Genomic DNA, 15,499 nt, shown 5'->3' with positions numbered 1-15,499 from the left:
GCGACTACTCCGCCGCCGCCCGGATGTCGGCGAATTCGCGCCGGATCGCGGCATCGTGCTCGCCGATCGCCGGCACCGGGCCGAGCGCGGGCATGGCCCCGTCATGGATGGCGGGCGGCGCCACGATCGAGGCCGGTCCGCCCGGCGTGCCGACCGTGACGCGCCGCAAGGCCGGATGCGACTGCAGGGCGGCGACCTCGTTCACGAAGCCGTAGGCCGTCCCGGCCGCGCCCAGCCGGGCGGCGGCCTCGTCGCGGGTCAGGGCCGCGAAGGCCAGGGCGAGGCGGGCATCGACCTCGGGCCGGTTCGCGACCCGGGCATTGTTCGAATCCCAGCCGGGCTGCGTCGCGAGGCCCGGCTCGTCCATCATGCCTTGGCAGAACCGGGCCCATTCGCGCTCGTTCTGGATCGAGATCAGGACGAGGCTGCCGTCCCGCGTCGCGAAGGCGCCGTAGGGGCAGATCGACGGGTGGGCGAGCCCGACCCGGCGCGGCGCCTGCCCGGTGCCCTCGAAATAGAGGAGCGGCACGTTCATCCAGTCCGCCATGCCGTCGAACAGGCTGGCTTCGATCCGGCGGCCTTCGCCCGTGATGCCGCGCCCGATCAGGGCCTCCAGCACCGCGGCATGGGCCGACATCCCGCAGGCGATGTCACAGACCGAGACGCCGACCCGGCCGGGCCCGGCCGGATGGCCGGTGATCGCCGCGAGGCCGCTCTCCGCCTGGACGAGAAGGTCGTAGGCCTTCATCTCGGCATAGGCATGGCCTTTGCCGTAGCCGGAGATGTCGACCGTCACGAGGCGCGGGTAGAGCCGCCTCAGCTCGGCCGATCCGAAGCCGGCCCGCTCGGCCGCGCCCGGCGCGAGATTCTGGATGAAGACGTCCGCCCGGGCGAGGATGCGATGCAGCAGGGCAGCGTCGGCCGCGTCCTTGATGTCGGCCGTGAGGCTCTGCTTGCCGCGGTTCAGCCAGGTGAAGTAGCTCGACAGCCCGTGCACGGCGCCGTCATAGCCGCGCGCGAAATCGCCCTCGGGACGCTCGATCTTGATGACCCGGGCGCCGGCATCGGCGAGGCGCGAGGAGCAATAGGGGGCGGCGACCGCCTGTTCGAGCGCGACGACGAGGAGGCCGCCGAGCGGCTTCGCTCCGTCACTCCCCATGACGAACCCCCGAGGTCGACCGAGCGACGGCTTATGCGCCGCGGAGCGCCAGCCTGTCGAGCTTGGAGGGCGCGAAGGTGGCCGGCACGATAGCGGCCAAGGAGCCGGTCATCACCGGGACGATGGCAGCCATGCCGCCGGGCGCGAGCGGGGTGCGGGCGAACATCGCCACGAGATTGCGGTCGGCCGGCGCGGCCGCATGGGCCGGGTCCGACATGCGCGCGACGTTGATGGGCGGAAGCGGCGGCTTCACGCGGGCGGGCGTGATCACCAGTTCTTTTCCGGCAAAGGCCAGCGCCTCCGGCCGGCTCACCGGGCCGAGCGGCACACCGCGCCGGTTCAGGGAGACGAATGTCGCGTGCATGCCGCCGTCCTGGTACGTGACCCGGATCGCGGCGACCCCGTCGGCGACAAGAGCAACCGTCTTCTCCGTCTCGGCGGCGATCCGGGCCTGGGACGCGGCCTCCCGCTCCGGATTGCGATAGGGCGCGAAGCTGTAGCGCCCGCCGCTCACGCCGACGGCGGGCTCCTCGCCCGACCCCTCGAAACGGTCGTAGCCGACCTTCAGCTGCCGCCAGAAATCGATATGCGGCTCCGAGCGGGCCCGCGCCATGTTCGCGGCGGTCAGCCGGAACGGGTAGGACTGGAACTGGAAGGCCCGCTGGCCGCCCGCGAAGGCCTCGCGGGCGAGGGCGTAGATCTCCGAAATCTGCTCGTCGGTCATGGCGTAGCAGCCCATGGACGAGCAGATGCCGTGCACCATCAGGAAGGAGCCGGTCGCCCCATGCGCGCGGTCGTAGGCGTTCGGATACCCGAGGTCGAAGGACAGATGATAGGCCGAGTTCGGGTTCATCTGTTTCGACGTGACCGAATAGAAGCCCTCGGGTGCCTGCCGGTCCCCGGTCTTGAGCTTCGGCCCGAGCTGGCCCGACCAGCGGCAGATCGGGAAGGTTTTGAGGAGCACGTAGCGGCCGTTGCGGGCGAGCTTCCAGACCTCGAGCTCGGCCTCCTTCTTGAAGGCCCGCATCAGGATCGGGGCGCCGGCCTGCGTGTCGCGGGCGCTCATCAGCGCCTGGGTCGCGGACGGGATCGGAGCGAACGCCTTCTCGGGACCACCGGGAGCCGCGACGGCGACCGAACCGACGAACAGAGCCGCGGCTACGGCCGCGATGAACGCTGTCTTGATCATCTGTCCCCTGGCGAGCCTCGTCTCACGCATTCTGCGACTGGCCGCCCTCCTGGGCGTCTTACATCCGATTGGGGCAGCAATAGGGGTGATTCGCCTTAACGTCTTCTCCCGCGTGGGCCGGACGCCGATCCCTCCACCCGTCCGAGGATGACCGTGAGCGGATCGGCCGCGAAAGCGCGGGTCATGAAGTCGGCATGGCCGACGGACGAAGCCGAGGGGATCAGGGTCACGGTCCCGGGCCTGAACGCGTCCGGCAACCCCGCCCCCGTCTCGACCCCGCGCTCGGACAGCATCCGGCGGAACTGGGCGTTCTGGCCCTTCGAGGACCCGGAAAAGGCGCTCGCCACGAAGATCGATCGCTTGGCGGCGACGACCTCGGCGAAACGCTCGACCTCGCCGAACAGGGCGTCCATCAGGACGAGGCCCTGGATCCGCTCGCCGGCCCCGCCGATCTCGAGTCCGTAGACGGCCGGCAGATAGCCGCCGCTATAGGCGACGACGATCACCGGGATGCTGCGGTAGCCGCTCTGCCCGGTCAGCTCGCCGAGCCGCGCCGCGGCCTCGTCGAGGAAGCTCCGGAGGGCATTCGCTTCCCAGAAGCGGCCGGCGCTCGAATCGAGCGCGTCGCGCGCGAGCTGCGGGGCAACCAGGACGGCGTTGAGGCCGGATGCCGCGACCTGCTGCGGGACACGCTGCTTGCGGCACACGTCGCGCTCCAGCGTGGCGCTGTTGCCGTGGAAATAGAGGACCATCGCGGCCGGCCGGCCTGGATCGAAACCGGCCGGGACCGAGAGGAGCACCCGGTTGTCGCTGTAGGTCGGGTTCTCCCAATACACCCCGCCGCGCGGCGAGGTGTGGCCACGCCGGCCGTCCTCCTCCCTGTCCAGGAAGGGAACGCCCTTGCCCGGGATCGGGCCGTCATAGGGGAAGGGCGCGGTCGCGAAGGGAACGAGCCATGACCGGGTGTTGCCGCAGGAGAGGGGTCGGGCCGCCCCGTTGCCGGCCGCGATCACGTCAGGTGCTCCCGCGAGCGCGCAGACGATCCACCCGGCGAGGGAAAGCCAGCGCGCAACTCCCGTCCCGCGTCTCACGAGACGGTCCGTCGCCCGACGCCATCGCAGCCCATCCGCTCGTCCTCGTCATCCCGCTCGGCCCGACACAGCCCGCCTTCCGAACTGCACGCGGATGCTTTGCCCCTTGTCGGAACAGCTTGTTAGCCGTAGCGCCGGATAGTCGCCAGCGTGCAGGAGGCCCGTCACGGCGTGGAAGACCGCATTCTCGCCATCCCGGGCAGCATCGTCGGCGCTCAGCGCGAGGTGGCCGCCCGGCCTCTCACGAACACCGCCCTCGCTGAGCCGGTCCAGGCGGGCTCGAGCGGATCGGGGTGCCGGCACCCTATGCTGCGCTGAAGGCGCGCTTTCCCTCGATCTCTTGCGGGACGCCCGAGAGCGACATTCCCTGCTGACGCGTTGCGTCCAAGCCGATTGCCAAGAGCCTGTCGGGGGTGGAATCTGGGCCCGACCGGGCGAGCCCGACACCTCAGGACACACGGACGAGCATGAGCGCCTCCCTCGCCGAAGCCCCCGCTCCCACAGCCGACCTTCTCTACGAGCGGGACGGCGACATAGCCCGGATCACCTTTAACCGGCCCCAGGCCCGAAACGCCCTCACCTTCGCCATGTATGAGCGCATGGCCGAAATCTGCGCGGCTCTGAACGACGATCCGGCGATCAAGGTGCTGGTCATCACGGGGGCGGGCGACAAGGCCTTCGCGGCCGGCACCGACATCTCGCAATTCCGGGCCTTCAACAGCCCGGAGGATGCGATCGGCTACGAGAACCGCATCGAGCGCGTTCTCGACGTGATCGAGCAATGCCGGGTTCCGACCATCGCGGCCATCGCCGGCGCCTGCACGGGCGGCGGCGCTGCGATCGCGAGCTGCTGCGACATCCGGATCGGCACCGCCTGGACCCGGATCGGCTTCCCGATCGCCCGCACGCTCGGCAATTGCCTGTCCATGAAGAATATCGGCCGCCTGATCGGGCTGATCGGTCCGGCCCGCGTGAAGGACCTCATCTTCACGGCCCGGCTGGTCGGAGCCGAGGAGGCGTTGGCGGTCGGGCTCCTGAGCGAGGTGGTCGCGGATGCCGACGCGCTCGCGACGCGAGCCGACGAACTCGCCCGCACGATCGCCGGCCATGCCCCCCTCACCTTGCGGGCCACCAAGGAAGCGGTGCGGCGCCTCGGCCAGCGCTCGTCTGCGGAGGAGGACGAGGACCTGATCCTGATGTGCTACATGAGCGCCGATTTCCGGGAGGGCATGGATGCCTTCCTGAACAAGCGGCCGCCGGAATGGCGCGGCGCGTAGCGCCGCCCGGACTGCTGTAGCCGTGCGGACTTGCGCCGAGCCGTGATCGGAGCAGCCCGGTGAGCGAGGCGATCGACATCGCACTCCGGCTCGCGGGCCTCTTTTATCTGCTGGCCTCGGTTCTGGGGCTCCGCGCGGTGGCGATGGATGCGCTACTGTCGCACGCCATCGCGGCGATCGCGCCGGGAGTAGACCGGGCGTCCGACCGGGCGGACCGGTGGCGGCGGCGCTACCTCCTGGCGAGCTCGATCGGCATCGGCTGGGGAGCGATCTCGCTTGTCGCGGGCCTCGCCATGGCGGCCGGTCTGTTCGTGCTGAACGCGCTTGGCCAGCTCGCCTATCTGCTCGCTTCCCCGCGCCTCGTGGACGCGGTCGATCCGCCCGAACCCGGAGCCCGGCAGCGGAGCTGCCGCGCCTTCGGCGTCTACGCGGCCCTGTCGGTGCTGGTGGCGGCCGCGGCCTGGACCGGCATTCTTCGGCCCCTCGCAGAGCAGCCCTGGATCGCGGCCGTCGCCGGGGGCGCGGCCCTCGCCCTCGTGGCCTATGCGGCGTGGCTCTTGCGGCCGATGCGCCGGCAGGCCTCCTCCGGCTGGAGCGAACCCGAGCCGGACGAGCCGGATCCGTTCGAGGATCCGCCGGCCGACGAGGGGTCGAGCCGGCAGGAACTCGCCCGGCAGGCGGGGACGCTCCAGGTCATGCTGACCCCGTCCTGGGGCAGCGGCGGCCTCATGGAGGCCGAGACGGGCGAACCGGTCGCCTTCGAGGTGCGGCAGCGGCTTCTCTCCCAAGAGGCGCGCGACCTGATCGCGGACTGGCTGTGCCTGTTTCGCGAGGTGGCCGACGCCCTCGACCCTCGCCGCTGCCGCCTCACGGCGCCGGATGGCCTTGCCCGGCTGGAGGCGCTCGGGCGCCCGATCCACGACCTCCTCGTCGCGGAACTCGGACCCGACCGGGTCCGGTTCGAGCCCGCCCCGCGCCCGGTCTTCCCGGCCGAGACGGTCACGGGCGTCGACCTCATGGCGGAATATCAATGCCATCCGGTCTGGCTGAACGAACCGGGCCGCTACGGTTGCGCCGTCCCGGAGACGCTCGGGCTGTCCTGGGGCCTCGCTCGATCGCTCGATCAATGGGCACTGGCCTGGGACGAATCCTACGATCCGGACGACCTCGGCGGGCCCTCGCTCTGGTCCGAGGAGCAGCACGCGGCGCATCGGCTGGAGGGCAGGGTGCTGGCGGTCCGGCTCGCGCGCGAATTCGCCGAGACCGGCCGGGGCGACGTCGCCGTCGCGATCCGGATCGACGGCGTGGCCTCCCGCGTCTCCGCCTCCGACCGGCTGCCGCCGCTCACGCCGTGACCGGCGCCGTCCCGGGTGCGTCCCGCCACCGGCGGGCGAGGCGGTACATGCGGTGCTCGCCGTATTTCTTCGGCAACGGCATGCGGCCGACATATTCGGCCTCGAAGCACCTCGCCTCGGTCGTGGCCAGGATCGCGGCGAAAGGCTCGGTGACGTAGACGGCCCCCGGCGGCGCGATCGGCTCGACCCGGGCCGCACGCGACACCTGGGTGCCGAAATAGCTCGTGACGCCCCGGATTGGGTCCCAGCCGCGGAAGACCGGCCCGTGATGGAGGCCGATGCGGAGCTCGGGGGCGAAACGCCGGGCCCGGCGCATCCCGGCAGCCTTTTCCTGGATCGCCAGCGCCAGTTCCGCCGCGGCCTCGATCTCGGCCACCACCAGGAAGAACGCGTCGCCCCAGGTGTTGCGGTAGAGGATCTGCGGCGCGAACCCGTCCATGACCTCGCCGATGCCGGCCATGAACTCGCACCAGAAGCCCGGGAGGCTCGATTCCGGGATGGACGAGAAGCGATAGACGTCGGCGAACAGGAAGGCCCGCATCTCCCGGGTCGGCGGCATCGGGTCGAGCGGAGCCGGCAGGCGCGGGGGGTGCACGCGCGCCTGCCCTATCGGAACGACCCGTCCGGCCTCGGGCCGGCCAGCGGCATCGGTCCCGTCTGCGCTCTCTCGCCTGACTTCGATCGCGAGACATTCCGTCGAGAGCCGCCGGGCCCGGGTCCTGGCAAGGCCCCTCGCGATCAGCGCCGCATAGGCGACGAGGTCGGGATCGGGAAAGTCTCCGTCCGATGTCGCCGACGTCACGGTCGCCGCCTGAGCGAGGCAGCTCCGGCGCCGCGCCACCTCCTCGGGCGGGCTGCGATTGCCGAAATATGAGAGATAATCCGCCTCCGACAACGGCAGCACGAGATGCAGCTCGGCCCCGCGCGTCAGCACCTGCTCGGCCATGACGAGGGCGCCGGTCGTCCAGAGCGTGCCGATCCCGAATCCCACCCCCGCCTCCCGGAGGCTCGCCTCCACCTTGCCGGCAAGATCGTGCTCGTCGTCGGGGTCGATGTCGTCGGCGGAAAAATGCGCGACGACGGGAGGCGCCAGGATCGCGAGCAGGTCCCGGGCGCGATCGGCTTCCACGCGGAGCGCGGGAAGCAGGATGGCGAGCTGGCAGCGCGTGGTCGAAAGGGCGCCGTAATCCTCGCCCGCGCGTTCGCGCGCATGGCAAAGCGCCGCCGCGGCCTCGTCCCAACGGCCGAGGATAACGAGCGCCTCGGCCCGCGTCGCGGCCGCATAGTAGTTCGGCGCGTCTTGGAGGGCCGGACCGGAGAGGAGCGACGTCGCGATCTCGCAGCCGGCGGCCAGGTCGCCGGACAGGACGGAGAGGGTGGCGGCGTTGATGCCGGGAAAGGCATCCTGCGTCCGGCGATACACCTGAAAATAGGATCGCGCAGCTCGGGCGAGTAGCCGAGGCCGCCGCGCAGGGTCCGCCGACAAAGCCGCATCCTTTCGGATCCGGGCCCAGAGCGAGGCGCCATCGACGTCACCGGCCCGATTCAGGCGGAGCGCCCGGTACTGCGTCGCGGCTTTCGCGGTCGCTCCCGCACGCGCGAGCGCCAGAACGCTCAGGTAGCGCAGCCGTGGGTGATCGTCTCCCGCGTCCAGGCAGGCCTTCGCCTTGTCATAGGCGCCGATCAGTTCGGCCCGGCGCAGGTCTCGGTCGATCGCCTCGATCGTCGCCGCGTCGACCAACCTTCGTCCCCCGCCGCAGCGTTCCGAGCGCCGCGACGACCCTAACGTTGCTGCGCTCGCGCGGCCAGACGGAGGCCGGGTCAGCGCCGCCTATTTCGGGGCGGCGTTGGGATTCGCACTTCCGGGGCTGCCGGCCGGCGGAATGACCGGGGTCGTGCCGGGATTAGGCACCGGCGCAGGTACGGTCATGCTCGGGCTCGTATCGGGCGGGGTGATGACCCCGTCGCTGCGCTGGAGCTTGTCGCTCAGGGTACCGGTCGAACTCGTCGAGTCGCTGCCGGTCCGGGGCTCGATCTTCTCCGGCACCGTGTTCTGCGGGGCCGGCATGTTCGGGTCTCTCGGCTGCGGCTGCACGGGCATTTGGGCGAGCACGCTCGAGGCGAGACCCGCGATCGTCAGGCCGGCAACGGCCGTCCGCAGCCAATATCCGCGCAACATCGCATTCCACCCTCGTTCGCCGCCGTCACGCGGGAGCCACGTGCAGGCAGACTGTGACCGAACAACAGCCGCTCGGCAGGAGGGTTCCGGAGCCGGCCTCAGGCCCGCCCTTTCGGGCCGTCCGCGAGATCGAAATAGAGGCTTCGCAGACGCTGCACGAGCGGGCCCGGCTTCCCGCCGGCGACCGGCTGTCCGTCGATCGTGACCACCGGCATGACCAGCATCGTGGCGCTGGTCAGGAAGGCTTCCGCGGCATCCACGGCCTCGGCCTTGGTGAAGAGGCGCTCCTCGACGCGCAGCTGCGCCTCCTCGGCCAGCCGGATCACGGCCTCGCGGGTGATCCCGGGCAGCACTGCATGCGATAGCGGCCGGGTCACGATGGTGCCGGACTTGGTGATGATGAAGGCGGTCGACGAGGAGCCCTCGGTGACGTGCCCGTCCTCGACCATCCAGGCCTCCGCGACGCCGGCCTCCGCCGCCGCCTGCTTGGCCAGGACCTGGGCCAGGAGCGCCACCGACTTGATGTCGCGGCGCTGCCAGCGCAGGTCCGGCACGGTGATGACGGCCACGCCGGTTTCGGCCGCGGGCGCATCCCGCATGCGCTTCTCTTGGGTGAACATCACCACCGTCGGGGCGACATCCGTCGGGAAGGCGAAGTCGCGCTCGGAGACGCCGCGGGTCACCTGCATGTAGACGAGGCCCTCGCGGATTCCGTTGCGGGCGACGAGCTCCTCCTCGAGCCCCGTCCATTCGGCCGCGCTGTACGGGTTCGCGATCCGGATCTCACCGAGGGAGCGTTCCAGCCGGGCAAGATGGGCCTCGTTGTCGACGAGCTTGCCGTCGAGGATCGCGGCCACCTCATAGATGCCGTCGGCGAACAGGAAGCCCCGATCCATGATCGGGATCCGGGCCTCCTCGTAGGGGACGAAATCGCCGTTGACGAACACCGTGCGGGACATGGGCAGCATCTCCGGGGCTTGCGCTGCGACAGCCCTGCCGGAGCCCGAAGCCGACCGCAACCCCGCGCCGCGCAGGGGCGGGGCTACTTCACGGCCATGATGTAGGCGAAGCTCGTGAAACGGCGCCAGTCGCGTTCCCGCGTCAGGCGGGTGAAGGCGGCGTCGACCTGCCGGAGCACCGGGATCTTCCAGAAATAGCTGTAGCCGTAGAAGGGCAGGACCAGGGTCTCGCGGTAGCCGCAGCCCTCCAGCATTGGCACGACCTTCGCCGGATCGCCGAAGCAGTGATCGTAGAAGGCCGGGAATTTCGGGTTGTCGCCCTCCTGGTGCCGATCAGGAAAGAGGCGGCTCACGATGGCCGAGGAGACGGCCTCGGGCACGAGCCGATTGAGGGCGAAGGCCGGGGCGTAGAGAGTCGGCACGAAGGCCAGTGCCACGCCGCCCGGCGCCAGCATCGCATACTGGTTCTGCCAGAGCCGGCGAGCGTCCCGCACATGCTCCATGACCATGCGGGAATAGACGAGGTCGTAACTGCCGGGCGCGACGCGCTGCATCGTGTCCGGGGCGGCGACGTCGCAGCAGATCTTGGCGAAGGCGGCGGGTGCGAGCGCGAGCTCTCCGGCGGAAATATCGTTGATGGTGACCGACAGGCCGAGCCGCTCCGCTTCCTCGGGCGTGAACAGCGTGTCACGCCCCCCGCCGATTTCGAGATGGCGGGTCAGCCCGTATTCCTCGGATAGCCGGACCACCATCGCCTTGTAGCTGTTCCACGACCAGTTCCAGTCCGGCGAATAGCCGAGCTCGTCCGCGATCGCGGCGATCGGGCGCCGCGAGGGAGACTGACGAAAGGGTTGCGGCTCGGACAGAGCTGCCGACATGGCGAATTCTCCCGCGCGCCGCGACCCGGGAGGCGTGGCGGCGACCCTGCCTAGACCGGAAGCGTGAAGATCACGTTGGAGAGAAGCGCGACATTGCTGCCGACCCGCCCGGGTCTATCCGGCGAGATGCGGGCAGGCGGAAGCAGCCGGAGGCGCGGCCGACGCGACCTTCCGCTCCCGCTTTTCGACGAACATTGGCAGCGTCTCGCCCGGCCGCAGCGTCAGGCGGCAGACGGGCTCGACGACATGGCCCGGCTTCAGCCGGAGCCGGAAATGCTGGGCCAGCACGGCGAGGGACAGGATCGACTCGGTCGTCGCGAAGGACATCCCGGCGCAGACCCGCGGACCGATCGAGAAGGGCACATACGCATAGCGCGAGACGGGTTCCGGGCTTCCGTCGAGGAAACGCTCCGGCACGAAATGGTCCGGCCTGTCCCAGAGCTGCTTGTGCCGGTGCAGCACCCAGGGCACTACCATCACGAGCGAGCCCTTCGGCACGCGGCGGCCTCGAAGCGTTTCCTCCTCGGTCGCCTCCCGGGCCAGGATCGGCACCGGGGGGTAGAGCCGCAGCGTCTCCTCGACCACGGCGCGGGTATATGGAAGGCGCCCGACGTCGGCGAGGCCGGGTGGGCGGTCGCCCAGCACGGTGTCGAGCTCGGCATGGAGCTTCGCCTCGACATCGGGCGCCTGCGACAGCAGGAACCAGGCCCAGGCCAGCGTATTCGCGGTCGTCTCGTGGCCGGCCATGAAGATGACGGCGGCCTCGTTGCGGAGCGCCTCGTCGTTCATGCGCTCGCCGGTCTCCTCGTCGCGGGCGTCGAGAAGGTGGCCTATGACCGAGGTCTCGCCGCTCGCGCCACGGGCCCGGTAATCGGCGATGATGCCGTCCAGCACGGCGTGGATGCGGGCGACCGACCGATACAGGGCGCGCCCGTGCCAGCGCGGCAGCCAGTCGGGCAGGCCGAGGAGGGACAGGGCGTCCGTCTGGCCGACATGGCGCTGGTAGTCGCTGAACCCCTCGACCACCTCGCGGGCATGGCCGCCGCCGAGCTGGCGGCCGAAGATCGTGCGGCAGATGATCTCGGCCGTGAGCTCGGCCATCTGCGACAGCGCGTCGATCTCGGTCCCGGGTGGGAGCGCGGCCCAGCGGTCGCGGGCCTCCACGATCGTGTCCACCATCACGGGCGCGAAGAGGGACACCTTCGAGGTGTGGATCACCGGGCCGACGAGCTTGCGGCGTCGGCGCCAGGTCTCGCCGTCGGAGATGAAAAGCCCGTCGCCGAGGAGCGGCGACAGCGCGTGCCGCATCTGCGGCGATTTCCGCTCGAAGCTCGCGGCGTGCTGGCTGAACGCCTCCTGCACGGTGTCCGGGCTGTTGCACACGAAGACGCTGCGGGCGAGCAGCTTCGTCTCCATGAACTGGGTCTCGAAGGCCTTCTCGGTCCAGATCTCGAGGAGGCTGCGCCGGGCCCGGCGGATCAGCTCGAAGGCCGACAGCCGATCGGGGGGGCGGTGGGGAAACGGGGGGACGAACGCGCTCACATGGGCCTGCGGGAAGGGCGCCTGCTGCCGGTTGCGGGCGAGGCTTAGGCCGGGCCGGCGCCCTGGGCAAGCCGCTTCACGATCCGTTCAGTTGCCGTGGCCCGCCGTCCATGGCACCCGGCCGTGAGGTCGAGGACAGGACAGCCACATGCACGCACAGGTCGGGATCATCGGGGCGGGCCCGGCCGGGCTGATGCTGTCGCACCTCCTCCACCTCGCCGGAATCCGCTCGGTGATCGTCGAGAGCCGGTCCCGGGACGCCATCGAGGCGACGATCCGGGCGGGCGTCCTCGAACAGAACACGGTCGACCTGATGGTCGAGACGGGCCTCGGCGACCGTCTCGGGCGCGAGGGCCAGGTCCACGAGGGCTTCTCCTTCCACTTTGCCGGGGAGGGGCACCGGATCGACCTCCGGGCGCTGACCGGGCGGGCCATCACGGTCTATCCGCAGCACGAGGTGCTGAAGGACCTGATCGCGGCCCGGCTGGAGGCCGGGGGCGAGATCGTGTTCGACGCGAGCGATGTCTCGGTGCAGGACGTGACCTCGTCGCCCCGGATCCGTTTCACGGATGCGGAAGGTCGCAACCAGGACCTCTCGGTCGACATCCTGGCCGGATGCGACGGTTTCCACGGCATCTGTCGGCCGGCGATCCCGGACGCGGTGCGGCAGGACTACATCCGGATCTACCCCTTCGGCTGGTTCGGGATCCTGGCCGAGGCGCCCCCCTCGGCCGAGGAGCTGATCTATGCACGCCACGAGGACGGCTTCGCGCTCATCTCGACGCGCTCCTCCTCGGTGCAGCGCATGTATTTTCAATGCGACCCGGCCGAGCGGGTCGAGGATTGGTCCGACGACCGGATCTGGAGCGAGCTCCAGCGTCGGGTCGCCGGAGACGGGTTCCGGCTGGTCGAGGGGCCGATCTTCCAGCGCAACGTCGTCGCCATGCGGAGCTTCGTCTCCGAGCCGATGCAGCATGGCCGGATGTTTCTCGCGGGCGACGCCGCCCATACCGTGCCGCCCACCGGCGCCAAGGGCCTGAACCTCGCGGTGGCCGATGTCTGGGTTCTGGCCCGCGCGCTGGAGCGCCACTTCGCCGGCAAGGGGTCGGAGTCGCTGGAGACCTATTCGAAGACTGCGCTCCGGCGGGTCTGGCGCGCGCAGCATTTCTCCTGGTGGATGACCTCGATGCTGCACCGCTTCGCCGAATCCGGCGAGTTCGACCGGCGCCGTCAGTTGGCCGAACTCGAATTCGTCACGAGTTCGGACTCGGCCGCCCGGACCGTCGCCGAAAATTATGTCGGGCTGCCGCTGGAGGCAGGACCGCATTGAGCGACGCCGACGGCATGGTGGTTCGGGTACGCTGCCTCCCTTCCGGCCGGTGCCGCCTACAAAAGGGCGACGCGGCTGCCTAGCTCGGGTCAGGACGTTTTGGAGCAGGTGATGGCCGGGACAGCATTGGTCGTGGGAGCGAGCGGCATCGTCGGCAGCGCGACGGCGCGGCGGCTGCTCGACGAGGGCTGGCGGGTTCACGGCCTATCCCGGCGGCCGACTGAACAGGCCGGCGTAGAGCCAATCTCCGCCGACCTGCAGGACGCGGCCGGCACCACCCGGGCGCTGGCCGACGTGAGACCCGACGCCGTCTTCATCACGACCTGGCTGCGCCAGCACAGCGAGGCGGAGAATATCCGGGTCAATTCCGCGATGGTTCGCAACCTGCTGGACGGGCTGCGCGGCGGCGGCAGCACGCGCCATGTCGCGCTCGTGACCGGACTGAAGCATTATCTCGGGCCCTTCGAGGCCTATGGCAAAGGCGCCCTCCCCCAGACCCCGTTCCGCGAGGACCAGGGCCGGCTCGACATCGAGAATTTCTACTACGCCCAGGAGGACGAGGTCTTTGCAGCCGCCGCCCGCGACGGCTTCGGCTGGAGCGTCCACCGCCCGCATACCGTCATCGGCATGGCGGTCGGGAATGCCATGAACATGGGCACGACGCTCGCGGTCTACGCCACCCTCTGTCGCGAGACGGGCCGACCCTTCCGGTTTCCCGGGTCGCCGGCGCAGTGGAATGGCCTGACCGACATGACCGACGCCCGGCTGCTCGCGCGTCACCTGCTCTGGGCGGCGACCAAGCCGGCCGCCCGGAACGAGGCCTTCAACGTCGTGAACGGCGACGTCTTCCGCTGGAGCTGGATGTGGGGCCGGATCGCCGATTGGTTCGGGCTGGGGCCGGCGCCCTTCGACGGCACGATCCAGCCGCTCGAGGGGCAGATGGCGGACGATGGCCCGGTCTGGCGCCGCGTCGCGGAGCGCGAGGGCCTCGCCGAACCCGACCTCGCCCGCCTCGCATCGGCCTGGCATACGGATGCCGATCTCGGACGCCCGATCGAGGTGGTGACCGACATGAGCAAGAGCCGCCGCCTCGGTTTCGCGGCCTACCAGCCGACCGACGACGCCTTCTTCGATCTGTTCACGCAGCTCCGAGCGGACAGGCTGATCCCCTAACGCGCGGCTACCCGGCGAGCGCCGCCTCGACGGCGGCGCGGTCCATCTCCTTCAGCCCGATCACGACGAGCGCCGGCCTCGAGGCGACCGCGCCAGGCCGGGCGAAGGCGAGTTCGACCCGCTGTCCGACGCCCTGCACGGCGAGGGCAGCCTGCTTGCCGTCCACGGCAGCGTAGCCCTTGACGCGCAGGACGCCCGGGACCTCGAGTGCGGCCTGGACGCGACGGCGGACAGCCTCGAGATCCGGGGCCGAGGCGGGCGCGAGGACGAAGCTGTCGAAATCGTCGTGGTCGTGCTCCTCCTCGGCATCGTGGTGGCCGGCCCGGGGGCCCTGGTCGTCCTCCGCCGCGGCCGCGAGCCCGATCAGGACCGACGGCGAGAGGTCGGCCTCGCGCGACCGGACGATGCGGACCCCCGGACGGATGTCGCGCGCGAGATCGGCCTCGATCGCGGCCAGCGTCTCGGGCGAGACGAGGTCCGCCTTTGAGAGGACGACGAGGTCGGCGCAGCGGAGCTGGTCCTCGAAGACCTCCTCGACCGGATCGTCATGAGTCCGGGCCGGGTCGTGCGGAACTTCGTCGGTGTGGAGCGCAACCCGCCCTTCCGCAAAGGCGGTCGCATCGACGACCGTGACGACCCCGTCGACGGTCGCGCGGGTGCGTACGCTCGGCCAGTCGAACGCCTTTAGGAGCGGCTGTGGCAGGGCGAGGCCGGAGGTCTCGATCACGATCGCATCGAGCGGCCGGTCGCGGCCGAGAAGCAGGTCCATGGTCGGGATGAAGTCGTCCGCCACCGTGCAGCAGATGCAGCCGTTGGTGAGTTCGACGATGTCGCCCGGCCGGCAGGCGCCTGCGGCGCAATCCTCGATCAGCGATCCGTCGAAGCCGATATCGCCGAACTCGTTGACGATCACGGCGATGCGCCGGCCATTCGCGCGCTCCAGGAGCGAGCGGACGAGCGTCGTCTTTCCGGCTCCCAGGAAGCCGGTGAGTACGGTCACGGGAACACGGGGCGAGAGGGGAGCTGACATGGAAAACCTCGGGAGGACTGGTGTGGTGGCACGTCACCCCCGAGCACGTCTCGCCGCCACCGCCGAAGCGGAACGGTTTGGCCTCGCCGGATCACCCCGCCCGGCGCGCTCGCGTGTGACCACGGCTGACGGCAGGTCTCCTGCCTCGCGACTTCGACGCCCCCGCCGCCTTCCCGGGACCGAGATCCCAGTGGCCGTCATGGCGGGTGGCTCGCCGCTTACAGTTGCCGGGGCAGCCGCGGCCTCGGGCGAACCCCACCGCGTTCCCTGTTAGGCCCCGAAGGGCACCGTCGCGGCCGAAATAGGGGAGGCCGCAACGTCGAGTCAAACGCGTCGC

General features: G+C 70.4%; 14 protein-coding genes and 1 riboswitch. Of the genes, 5 read left to right on the top strand and 9 right to left on the bottom strand.

Going from position 1 to position 15,499, the window contains the following annotated elements; translation table 11 throughout:
* Positions 1-4: 4 nt before the first annotated feature.
* From ACFE87_RS16365 to ACFE87_RS16355, 3 genes are all read right to left on the bottom strand, one after another.
* A complete protein-coding gene (locus ACFE87_RS16365) occupies positions 5-1,159 on the bottom strand; it encodes a CaiB/BaiF CoA transferase family protein (RefSeq protein WP_375460718.1) in 1,155 nt (384 codons plus the stop codon).
* Between the two features lie 31 nt (positions 1,160-1,190).
* Positions 1,191-2,348, bottom strand: coding sequence for a L,D-transpeptidase family protein (locus tag ACFE87_RS16360; protein ID WP_375460717.1), 1,158 nt, complete (start codon positions 2,346-2,348; stop codon positions 1,191-1,193).
* Positions 2,349-2,443: 95 nt separating this feature from the next.
* Complete coding sequence (locus tag ACFE87_RS16355; RefSeq protein WP_375460716.1) at positions 2,444-3,439, bottom strand: alpha/beta hydrolase; 996 nt, start codon at positions 3,437-3,439, stop codon at positions 2,444-2,446.
* Between the two features lie 150 nt (positions 3,440-3,589).
* Here ACFE87_RS16355 and ACFE87_RS16350 point away from each other — a divergent pair, with 150 nt between their 5' ends.
* The 3 genes from ACFE87_RS16350 to ACFE87_RS16340 all read left to right on the top strand — a co-directional run bounded on the left by ACFE87_RS16350 (position 3,590) and on the right by ACFE87_RS16340 (position 6,071).
* Entirely contained in the window at positions 3,590-3,757 is a 168-nt protein-coding gene (locus ACFE87_RS16350) for a hypothetical protein (protein WP_375460715.1), read from the top strand.
* Positions 3,758-3,906: 149 nt separating this feature from the next.
* On the top strand, positions 3,907-4,716 hold the full coding sequence (locus ACFE87_RS16345; protein ID WP_375460714.1) for an enoyl-CoA hydratase/isomerase family protein: 810 nt from the start codon (positions 3,907-3,909) through the stop codon (positions 4,714-4,716).
* 59 nt (positions 4,717-4,775) lie between these two features.
* On the top strand, positions 4,776-6,071 hold the full coding sequence (locus ACFE87_RS16340; RefSeq protein WP_375460713.1) for a hypothetical protein: 1,296 nt from the start codon (positions 4,776-4,778) through the stop codon (positions 6,069-6,071).
* On the opposite strand, the gene ACFE87_RS16335 is transcribed toward ACFE87_RS16340, so the two are convergent.
* The 5 genes from ACFE87_RS16335 to ACFE87_RS16315 all read right to left on the bottom strand — a co-directional run bounded on the left by ACFE87_RS16335 (position 6,061) and on the right by ACFE87_RS16315 (position 11,629).
* Positions 6,061-7,812 carry a tetratricopeptide repeat-containing protein gene (locus tag ACFE87_RS16335; RefSeq protein ID WP_375460712.1) on the bottom strand — a complete coding sequence of 584 codons (1,752 nt, stop codon included), beginning with the start codon at positions 7,810-7,812 and terminating at the stop codon, positions 6,061-6,063. The two genes, ACFE87_RS16340 and ACFE87_RS16335, sit on opposite strands and share 11 nt — an antisense overlap.
* Positions 7,813-7,902: 90 nt before the next feature.
* On the bottom strand, positions 7,903-8,250 hold the full coding sequence (locus tag ACFE87_RS16330) for a hypothetical protein (protein ID WP_375460711.1): 348 nt from the start codon (positions 8,248-8,250) through the stop codon (positions 7,903-7,905).
* 98 nt (positions 8,251-8,348) lie between these two features.
* Positions 8,349-9,209, bottom strand: a complete 861-nt coding sequence (locus tag ACFE87_RS16325) for a D-amino-acid transaminase (protein ID WP_375460710.1) — start codon at positions 9,207-9,209, stop codon at positions 8,349-8,351.
* A gap of 83 nt (positions 9,210-9,292) precedes the next feature.
* Positions 9,293-10,087 carry a class I SAM-dependent methyltransferase gene (locus ACFE87_RS16320; RefSeq protein WP_375460709.1) on the bottom strand — a complete coding sequence of 265 codons (795 nt, stop codon included), beginning with the start codon at positions 10,085-10,087 and terminating at the stop codon, positions 9,293-9,295.
* Between the two features lie 114 nt (positions 10,088-10,201).
* Positions 10,202-11,629: a cytochrome P450 gene (locus tag ACFE87_RS16315; protein ID WP_375460708.1), complete on the bottom strand. Its 1,428-nt coding sequence runs from the start codon at positions 11,627-11,629 to the stop codon at positions 10,202-10,204.
* Between the two features lie 148 nt (positions 11,630-11,777).
* Between ACFE87_RS16315 and ACFE87_RS16310 the strand changes: the two genes are divergently transcribed.
* Positions 11,778-12,959, top strand: coding sequence for a 4-hydroxybenzoate 3-monooxygenase (locus tag ACFE87_RS16310; protein ID WP_375460707.1), 1,182 nt, complete (start codon positions 11,778-11,780; stop codon positions 12,957-12,959).
* Between the two features lie 111 nt (positions 12,960-13,070).
* Positions 13,071-14,132, top strand: a complete 1,062-nt coding sequence (locus ACFE87_RS16305) for an SDR family oxidoreductase (RefSeq protein ID WP_375460706.1) — start codon at positions 13,071-13,073, stop codon at positions 14,130-14,132.
* A gap of 7 nt (positions 14,133-14,139) precedes the next feature.
* Here the strand turns inward: ACFE87_RS16305 and cobW are convergent, their stop codons facing one another.
* Positions 14,140-15,162 (bottom strand): cobalamin biosynthesis protein CobW, encoded by a 1,023-nt coding sequence (gene cobW, locus ACFE87_RS16300; protein WP_375460705.1) that lies wholly within the window; start codon positions 15,160-15,162, stop codon positions 14,140-14,142.
* 112 nt (positions 15,163-15,274) lie between these two features.
* Positions 15,275-15,469: riboswitch (cobalamin riboswitch) on the bottom strand.
* Between the last annotated feature and the right edge of the window lie 30 nt (positions 15,470-15,499).

Source organism: uncultured Enterovirga sp., from assembly GCF_964242715.1.
Classification (GTDB): domain Bacteria; phylum Pseudomonadota; class Alphaproteobacteria; order Rhizobiales; family Beijerinckiaceae; genus Enterovirga.
The sequence above is the reverse complement of the archived record's forward strand: the minus strand, read 5'-3'. Positions and strand labels throughout refer to the sequence as shown.

Excerpts from the sequence above, each read along its gene's own strand:
- ACFE87_RS16365 (WP_375460718.1), bottom strand. The coding sequence starts at position 1,159 with ATGGGGAGTGACGGAGCGAAGCCGCTCGGCGGCCTCCTCGTCGTCGCG.
- ACFE87_RS16360 (WP_375460717.1), bottom strand. The coding sequence starts at position 2,348 with ATGATCAAGACAGCGTTCATCGCGGCCGTAGCCGCGGCTCTGTTCGTC.
- ACFE87_RS16345 (WP_375460714.1), top strand. The coding sequence starts at position 3,907 with ATGAGCGCCTCCCTCGCCGAAGCCCCCGCTCCCACAGCCGACCTTCTC.
- ACFE87_RS16330 (WP_375460711.1), bottom strand. The coding sequence starts at position 8,250 with ATGTTGCGCGGATATTGGCTGCGGACGGCCGTTGCCGGCCTGACGATC.
- ACFE87_RS16325 (WP_375460710.1), bottom strand. The coding sequence starts at position 9,209 with ATGTCCCGCACGGTGTTCGTCAACGGCGATTTCGTCCCCTACGAGGAG.
- ACFE87_RS16320 (WP_375460709.1), bottom strand. The coding sequence starts at position 10,087 with ATGTCGGCAGCTCTGTCCGAGCCGCAACCCTTTCGTCAGTCTCCCTCG.
- ACFE87_RS16310 (WP_375460707.1), top strand. The coding sequence starts at position 11,778 with ATGCACGCACAGGTCGGGATCATCGGGGCGGGCCCGGCCGGGCTGATG.
- ACFE87_RS16305 (WP_375460706.1), top strand. The coding sequence starts at position 13,071 with ATGGCCGGGACAGCATTGGTCGTGGGAGCGAGCGGCATCGTCGGCAGC.
- cobW (WP_375460705.1), bottom strand. The coding sequence starts at position 15,162 with ATGTCAGCTCCCCTCTCGCCCCGTGTTCCCGTGACCGTACTCACCGGC.